At 74.5% G+C, this 8,402-nt stretch carries 6 protein-coding genes; 3 read left to right on the top strand and 3 right to left on the bottom strand.

The annotated features are described in order from the left end of the window. Positions 1-324: 324 nt before the first annotated feature. The 3 genes from VR44_RS29820 to VR44_RS29810 all read left to right on the top strand — a co-directional run bounded on the left by VR44_RS29820 (position 325) and on the right by VR44_RS29810 (position 4,194). The gene (locus VR44_RS29820) at positions 325-1,575 is read left to right on the top strand and encodes a S8 family peptidase (protein WP_245692467.1); all 1,251 of its coding nucleotides are present in this window, start codon (positions 325-327) and stop codon (positions 1,573-1,575) included. A 210-nt stretch (positions 1,576-1,785) separates the two neighbouring features. Further along, entirely contained in the window at positions 1,786-3,081 is a 1,296-nt protein-coding gene (locus VR44_RS29815) for a hypothetical protein (protein ID WP_045950730.1), read from the top strand. 87 nt (positions 3,082-3,168) lie between these two features. Continuing rightward, positions 3,169-4,194 (top strand): WxL protein peptidoglycan domain-containing protein, encoded by a 1,026-nt coding sequence (locus VR44_RS29810; RefSeq protein WP_045950729.1) that lies wholly within the window; start codon positions 3,169-3,171, stop codon positions 4,192-4,194. A 70-nt stretch (positions 4,195-4,264) separates the two neighbouring features. Here the strand turns inward: VR44_RS29810 and VR44_RS29805 are convergent, their stop codons facing one another. The 3 genes from VR44_RS29805 to iolB form a co-directional block, all read right to left on the bottom strand. Next, the gene (locus tag VR44_RS29805; RefSeq protein WP_045950728.1) at positions 4,265-5,764 is read right to left on the bottom strand and encodes a CoA-acylating methylmalonate-semialdehyde dehydrogenase; all 1,500 of its coding nucleotides are present in this window, start codon (positions 5,762-5,764) and stop codon (positions 4,265-4,267) included. Between the two features lie 10 nt (positions 5,765-5,774). Continuing rightward, complete coding sequence (gene iolD / locus VR44_RS29800) at positions 5,775-7,661, bottom strand: 3D-(3,5/4)-trihydroxycyclohexane-1,2-dione acylhydrolase (decyclizing) (protein ID WP_045950727.1); 1,887 nt, start codon at positions 7,659-7,661, stop codon at positions 5,775-5,777. Beyond that, a partial coding sequence (gene iolB, locus VR44_RS29795) for a 5-deoxy-glucuronate isomerase (RefSeq protein ID WP_045950731.1) occupies positions 7,658-8,402 on the bottom strand: 745 nt, incomplete at its 5' end. The genes iolD and iolB, both read right to left, overlap by 4 nt.

The raw sequence follows: 8,402 nt of genomic DNA, 5'->3' as shown, positions 1-8,402 counted from the left end.
CCTGCCGGACCGCCCGCCCGTAGCCGTCCGGCGGGCGGACCCCGGCGGGGGGCCGCGCGACGGCCGCCCCGGACGCGGCCGCGGCCCGGGCCAGGGGGAGGCCCAGGCCCCGACGGCGGCCCGGGCGCGGCGCCAACCCGGGCCGGGCGGCGGCCCGGGCCACCTACCGCTCGGCGGGTGGCGTGGGTCGGGGTCGGGGACGAGGGTGTGTTCACGATGCGCGGCTGGAAGCCGGCGCCGACGCGCCCGCCGGGGCGGCGTGTCGTGCCGCCACTCGGCGCACCCTCCGCGCGCCGCCGACCGGGCGGGCCGAGCATCGGCCGCATGACCGTGATGACCGCACTCCTCCCGGCCGCCGCCCTGCTGGCGGCGGCCACCGTCCTTCCCCCGCACCCCGTCGCGCACGCCGACGGCGCCGACGGCGCCACCTCCCCCTACGTCGTCGTCCTCAAGGACACCACCACCCGGGCCCCGGCCCGCGCCCTGGCCGCCGAGGCGGCGGAGGCGGGTGACCAGGTCGACGCGGTCTACGACACCGCCGTCGAGGGCTTCGCCGTCCGCACCACCGCGGCCCGCGCCGCCGCGCTCGCCGCCGACCCCCGGGTGGCCTCCGTGGAACCGGACACGGTGTACCGGATCTCCGACTCCCTCACCGGCACCGCCGGCCCCGTCGGCGGTCCCGCCGCCGGCGGCCTCGCGCGGCCGCCGGCCGGTCCCGGGAGCCAGCCGCAGGCGCCCTGGCACCTCGACCGCCTCGACCAGCGCGCGCTGCCGCTCGACGGCTCGTACGCGTACCCGGCGACCGGCGAGGGCATCACGGTCTACGTCGTCGACACCGGGATCAACACCCTCCACCAGGAGTTCGGCGGCCGCGTCCGCGCCGGCTACAACGCACTGTGGATGGAGGGCTCCGCCGACTGCAACGGCCACGGCACGCACGTCGCGGCCACCGTCGGCGGGGCGACGTACGGGGGCGCGAAGGGGGCCTCCCTCGTCGGGGTGAAGGTGGCCGACTGCCGGGGCGACGCACGGCTGTCGCACATCCTGCGCGGTCTCGACTGGATGGTGAAGGACGCCCTCCGGGGCGGCCTCCCCCTGCGCCCCGCCGTCGCCAACATGAGCCTGGGCGGCTCGCGCAGCCACTCCATGGACGCCGCCGTCATCCGCGCCGCCGCCTACGGGATCACCGTCACCGTGGCCGCCGGCAACGAGGGCCGCGACGCCTGCAAGGGTTCCCCCTCCAACGTCCCGCAGGCCATCACGGTCGCCGCCACCGACGCCACCGACCACCACCCGGCGTTCTCCAACCACGGCCCCTGCGTGGACATCTCGGCGCCCGGCGTGGCCGTCGTCTCCGCCTGGAAGGGCTCCACGACCGCGCTCGCACGGGCCACCGGCACCTCCATGGCCGCCCCGCACGTCGCGGGCGCCGCCGCGCTGCTCCTGGCCGGCGGCACGGTGCGCTCCCCCGAGCAGGTCCGTGCCGCCCTGGTCCGCGACGCCGCACCGGACCTGATCGCGGACCTGCCCGCCGGCACCCCCAACCTGCTGCTCCAGGTGCCGAAGGGAGCCTGAGCCCCGACCTGCCGGTCCACCGACCGGCCGGTATCCGATGTCCCGTCCGACCGGGCCTGATGGGACATCAATGTCTGTGTGCTTCGCACCCGGGCAATCCATTGACTTCTCGGCACCGCGACGCGTCAATGACGGCCATCCGCACCGGCTCGGCCTCCCCCTCACAGCGGGTGGGGGGAGGGTTCGTCATGACGAAGGAGTCGCGACCCAGTGAGTACGAGAACGCTCAAACGAAGAGTGCTGGCCGGGGCGGGCGCCCTCTCCCTGGCCCTGACGGGCGGCGTCGTGGCCCTGACCGGGCCGGCGCAGGCCGCGACCAAGACCACTCCCGTCCCCGTGAAGTGCGTGGCCCCCGCCCCGCAGCCGGGTGCGAACGGCAACCAGGACTACACGATCACGGTGCCGGACACCGCCAAGGCGGGCGAGACCGTACCGATCACCATCGATCCGGGCGAGACCCCGGTCATCCCGATGTTCACGATCGACACGGTCAACACCATCAAGGCGAAGCTGCTCGTCGGCGGGGTCGCCCAGACGGTCACCAGCCCGGCCGTGCCCAGCCACCAGGAAGCCAACAAGAAGTCCGACCCGCCCGCCTTCTCCGGCACCATCAAGATCCCGGACGGCAGCGAGGGCACCACCGTCCAGATCACCATCGACCAGGTGGTCACCGACGCCGACCTGGGCGGCACCGTCTACACGACGACCTGCACCCCCGACCCGCGCCCCAGCGCCTCCGTCGGCTCGATCGCCGTGGAGGCCCTCCCCAAGGACCCGGTCACCACCAAGCTGACGCCCAACAGCGGCAAGGCGGGCACGGCCGTCGTGGCCACCGGCGCCAACTTCCCGGCCGGCCCGGTCACCTGTTCCGCCCTCCTCGCGGGCGCGGCCACGGGTGACACCGGCACCGGCACGGCCGACGCCTCCGGCGCCGCCACCTGCAACATCACCGTCACGAAGAAGGCCGACGCCATCAAGATCGACGGCTCGGTCCCGCCGGCCAAGCCCTTCGTGTTCGTCGAGGAGCAGGCCGGTGTGAAGAACCCGGTGGACATCGAGGTGCTGCCCGGGCCGCTGGCACTCGGCCCGAAGGACGGCCAGCCCGCCGTCAGCTTCGGCTCGGTGACCGTCAACGGCAAGGCCCAGTCGGTGTTCGGGGCGTTCAACGCCGCCACCGTCCAGGACTTCCGCGGCGGCACCCTGGGCTGGGACGTCACGGCGACCCGTACGCCGTTCCTGAACCAGACCACGGGGCACGCCATGGCCAAGGCGCAGCTCGGCATCCAGCCGTCCTGCACGGTGACCAACCCGGACAGCCCCAGCACCTGCACCGCGGGCGCGCCGGGCGCGATCACGGAGACCCCGATGAAGGTCGCCTCGCAGGCGGCCGGCGGTGACGAGCTGACCGGCGGCGAGTTCGCCGTGGGCGGCGCGGCGATGCTCCAGCTGCCGCCGTTCATGTTCGCCGACACCTACCAGTCGGTCGTGACCTTCTCGATCGCCTGACCGTCCCGCAGCCCCGGGGTGGTGCGGCGCCCGGGCGCCGCACCACCCCTCTCCCCTCTCCCGCCGCGACCCTGGAGAAGACCGCCCATGCGCCTGCGCACGACCGTCCTGCGCACCCTCCTGCTCGGCCTGTGCGGGCTGCTGCTGCTCCCCGCCGGCCGCGCCGCAGCCGCGGACAACGGCACCTGGGGGGTGTTCCCGACGCCGCCGGCCGGGGCGGCGATGACCGACCGGGCGTACTTCTTCCACCAGGGCGCCGCCGGGGCCGCGATCAGCGACAGCGTCACGATCCTGAACTCCTCCGACCGGGAGCTCACCTTCCGGGTGTTCGCCACCGACGCCATGAACACCCCTTCGGGCGGGGCCTTCGCCCTGCTGCCCGCCGAGACCCGGCCCCGGGACGTCGGGACGTGGATCGCGCTGCCGCCCGAGGCGGCGGGCACCGTCACCGTCCCGCCGAAGGGCCGCAAGGACATCCCGTTCACCGTCAAGGTCCCCCAGGACGCGGCCCCGGGCGACCACGTGGGCGGGATCGTCGCGCTGAACACCGCCGTCGAGGGGATCACCAAGGAGGGCAAGGTCCAGGTCGGGGTGCGGCGCCAGGTCGGCGCCCGGCTGTACCTGCGGGTGCCGGGTCCGCTGACCCCGGCCCTGAGCGTGGAGGACGTCAGGGTCAGCCGGGGCGCCCCGTTGCTGCCCTGGACGAAGGACGCCCGGGCCACCATCACCTACACGCTGGTCAACCGGGGCAACGTGGTGGTCGAGCCGAAGGTGTCGGTGGCGGCGCGGGGCCTGTTCGGGCGCCGGCTGCTGGACCGGCCCGCCCGCGCCCCCCAGCCGGCGCTGCTGCCCGGCCAGCGGATCGTCCTGACCGAACCCTGGCCGGACTCCCCGCAGCTGGACCGGGTGGAGGTCAAGGTGACGGCCCGCGCCGCCGCCTACCCCGACGTGGACTCCGAGGCCGGGACCGCCTTCCTGGCCGTGCCCTGGCCGGCGGCGGGCGCACTCCTCCTGGCGGCCGGCACCGCCCTCGCCCTCCTCGTACGGCGCCGGCGCCGCCGGGCGGCCCCCGACGTGCCGCGGCCGGCCCCGGACCTGGCGGGGGCCCGCTGACCGCGAACGGCGGGAACCCCCGGCCGGTGAGGGTTGGCCGGGGGTTCCCGCTGCTCGGGGAGAGGCGGTGTCAGTGGTTGCGGGGGAAGCCGAGGTCGACGCCCGCGTGGTCCTCGGACGGGTCGGGCCAGCGGGTGGTGACGACCTTGCCGCGGGTGTAGAAGTGGATGCCGTCGTTTCCGTAGATGTGGTGGTCGCCGAAGAGCGAGTCCTTCCAGCCGCCGAAGGAGTGGTAGCCCACCGGCACCGGGATCGGCACGTTGACGCCGACCATGCCCGCCTGGATCTCCAGCTGGAAGCGGCGGGCCGCGCCGCCGTCCCGGGTGAAGATCGCGGTGCCGTTGCCGAACGGCGAGGCGTTGATGAGGGCCACGCCCTCCTCGTAGGTCTCGGCGCGCAGCACGCACAGCACGGGGCCGAAGATCTCGTCGCGGTAGGCGTCGGAGTCGGTCTTGACGTGGTCGAGGAGGGACAGGCCGATCCAGTGGCCGTTCTCGTGGCCCTCGACCGTGTAGCCGGTGCCGTCGAGGACGACCTCCGCGCCCTGGTCGGCGGCGCCCTTGACGTACGAGGCGACCTTGTCGCGGTGGGCGGCGGTGATCAGCGGGCCCATCTCGGACGCCGGGTCGTTGCCGGGGCCGATCTTGATCTTCTCGGCGCGCTCGCGGATCTTCTCCACGAGTACGTCGCCGATGGCGCCGACGGCGACGACCGCCGAGATGGCCATGCAGCGCTCGCCCGCCGAACCGTAGGCGGCGGAGACGGCCGCGTCGGCGGCGGCGTCGAGGTCGGCGTCCGGCAGCACCAGCATGTGGTTCTTGGCGCCGCCCAGGGCCTGCACGCGCTTGCCGTTGGCGGAGGCCGTGGTGTGGATGTGACGGGCGATGGGGGTGGAGCCGACGAAGGAGACGGCGGCGACGTCCGGGTGGGAGAGCAGGGCGTCGACGGCGACCTTGTCACCGTGGACGACGTTCAGCACGCCCGCCGGGAGGCCGGCCTCGGTGGCCAGCTCGGCCAGCTTGTTGGCGGCCGACGGGTCCTTCTCGCTCGGCTTGAGGACGAAGGTGTTGCCGCAGGCGACGGCCAGCGGGAACATCCACATCGGCACCATCGCCGGGAAGTTGAACGGGGTGATGCCCGCGACCACGCCCAGCGGCTGGCGGATGGCGGCCACGTCCACGCGGTTGGAGACGGACGTGGACAGCTCGCCCTTGAGCTGCGTGGTGATCCCGCAGGCCAGTTCGACGATCTCCAGGCCGCGCGCGACCTCGCCCAGCGCGTCGGAGTGCACCTTGCCGTGCTCGGCGGTGATCAGCTCGGCGATCGCGTCGCGGTTGGCGTCCAGCAGGGCGCGGTAGGCGAACAGCACCTTGGTGCGGGCGGCCAGCGAGGACTGGCCCCAGGACAGGAAGGCCTCCTTGGCGACCTGCACCGCGGCGTCGACCTCGGCGGCGGAGGCGAGGGCGACCTGCGTGGTGACCTCGCCGGTGGCCGGGTCGGTGACCGGGCCGTAGTTGCCCGACGCGCCCTCGACGGTCTTGCCACCGATCCAGTGGTTGACGGTCTTCATGCTTGCTCCTTCACAGATGGCGACGTCGCTGTGCGGCTTGCCGGTCGTACTCTTCGCGGGCCCGGGCCGCCGACGCACGGGTCGCGGTCTCGGCCACGGGAACATCCCACCACGCCTGTGCCGGGGGTGGGCCCGACACAGTGTCGGGTGTTCGGGTCTGTGCGTAGACACATGTGGGACGGTCGGACCCGCGCGCCTCGGCCAGGGCTTTTCGCAGGTCACCGATGGTGCGGGTACGGATGACGGCCATCCCGAGGGAGGCGGCGTTGGCGGCGAGGTCCACCGGAAGGGGGTCACCGGTGTATCCGCCGTCCGGCCCCCTGAACCGGTACGCCGTGCCGAAGCCCTCGCCGCCGACCGCGCCGGAGAGGCCGCCGATGGAGGCGTAGCCGTGGTTGTCGAGGATCACCACCTTGACCGGGACGCCCTCCTGGACGGCGGTGACGAGCTCGGTCGGGTTCATCAGGTACGAGCCGTCGCCGACGAGCGCCCACACCGGCCGGCCGGGGGCCGCCAGGGCCACCCCGAGGGCGCCGGGGATCTCGTAGCCCATGCAGGAGTACCCGTACTCGACGTGGTACTGGTACGAGGAGCGGGCCCGCCAGAGCCGGTGCAGGTCACCGGGGAGCGAGCCCGCCGCGTTGACGATCACGTCGGTGTCGTCGACGAGCGCGTCCAGGGCGCCGAGCACCTGCGCCTGGGTGGGTACGGCGTCCTCGTCGGAGGCGTGGAAGGCCTGGTCGACCAGGGCCTCCCAGTAGAGCTTGGCCCTGCGGTACGTCTGCTCGTACGCGGGGTCCACCCGGTGGCCCGCCAGCTCCGCGCGCAGGGCGTCGAGGCCCTCGCGGGCGTCGGCGACCAGGGGGAGGGCGGCCTGCTTGTGGGCGTCGTACGGGTCGGGGTTGAGGCCGAGGAAGCGGACGCCGGGGTCCTGGAAGAGGGTCGAGGAGGCGGTGGTGAAGTCGGTCAGCCGGGTCCCGGCCGCGATGACCAGGTCGGCGGCGCGGGCCAGGTCGTCGGCGGTGGCGGTACCGGTGTGGCCGACGGCGCCGACCTCGGCGGGGTGGTCGTGGCGCAGGGCCCCCTTGCCGGCCTGTGTGGCGGCGACGGGGATGCCGGTGGCCTCGGCGAAGGCCCGCAGCGCCTCCTCGGCCCCGCTGTGCCGGATGCCGCCGCCGGCGATCAGCAGGGGCCGGCGGGCCGCCCGTACCGCCTCGGCGGCGGCCCGGAGCTCGCCGGTGTCCGGCCGGGGGCGGCGCACCCGCCACACCCGCTCCGCGAAGAACTCCTCGGGCCAGTCGTACGCCTCCGCCTGGACGTCCTGCGGCAGCGCGAGGGTGACGGCCCCGGTCTGCACCGGGTCGGTGAGCACCCGCATCGCCTGGAGGGCCGCGGGTACCAGGGCCTCGGGCCGGGTGATCCGGTCGAAGTACCGGGAGACGGGCCGCAGGGTGTCGTTGACGGAGAGGTCGCCCGCGTACGGGACCTCCAGCTGCTGGAGCACCGGATCGGCGGGCCGCGTCGCGAACGTGTCACCGGGCAGCAGGAGCACGGGGATCCGGTTGACGGTGGCCAGGGCGGCACCGGTGACGAGGTTGGTGGCGCCGGGCCCGATGGAGGTGGTCACGGCGTGCGCCGAGAGCCGCCCGCACTGGCGGGCGTAGCCGACGGCGGCGTGCACCATAGCCTGTTCGTTGCGCCCCTGGAGGAAGGGCATGGCGTCGGGCCCGCTCTCCAGGAGGGCCTGGCCGATGCCGGCGACGTTGCCGTGCCCGAAGATCCCCCAGGTGGCGGCGATCAGCCGCTGCCGGCGGCCGTCGCGCTCGGTGTACTGGCGGCCCAGGAAGCGTACGAGCGCCTGGGCGGTGGTCAGCCGGACGCTGCGCGGCGCGGTCACGGGGTCTCCTCCTCGGGACGGGGGGCGGGGGGTGCGGGCCGGTTCAGCGGGAGCCGGGGATCGACCTCCTGCCCCGCCCACGTCCCGCGGATCCAGGCGTGGTCGGGGTGGTCCCGGATCAGCCACTCCCGGGCGGCGTCGGGGCCGGCCATCACGTTCAGGTAGTACATGTCGTGGCCGGGCGCCGCGATGGACGGGCCGTGCCAGCCGTCGGGGATGAGGACGACGTCACCCGTGCGGACCTCTGCCAGCACGTCGGTCTTCCCGGCGGGCGAGGGCGTCACCCGCTGGTAGCCGACGCCGGGGGTGTCGCCGTGCGGGGCGATCTCGTAGAAGTAGATCTCCTCCAGGCGGGATTCCTCGCCCGGGTGGTGCTCGTCGTGCTTGTGGGGCGGGTACGAGGACCAGTTGCCGCCGGGGGTGAGCACCTCGACGGCGATGAGCCGGTCGCAGTCGAAGGCCCCGGCGGCGGCGAAGTTGTGCACCTGGCGGGAGCACTGGCCGGCTCCGCGGAGCTCCACGGGTACGTCTGCGGCGGGGCCGTAGCGGGGCGGGAGCCTTCGCTCGCAGCGGGCCCCGACGAGCGCGAACCGGCCGCCTCCGGCGGAGGTCAGCCGGGCGGACGTGTCCCGCGGGAGGTACACGAAGTCGGTGGGCCCGTCGAACACGCTGTGGCGCCCGCGCAGTTCGAAGGTCCCTGCGGGGCTCTCCCCCACCCCGCCCCTTCCCGATTCCCGGGAC

Source organism: Streptomyces katrae (genome assembly GCF_000966975.1).
Taxonomy (GTDB): Bacteria; Actinomycetota; Actinomycetes; order Streptomycetales; family Streptomycetaceae; genus Streptomyces; species Streptomyces katrae.
Note: the sequence above shows the minus strand (reverse complement) of the source record. Positions and strands in the feature narration are given on the sequence as shown.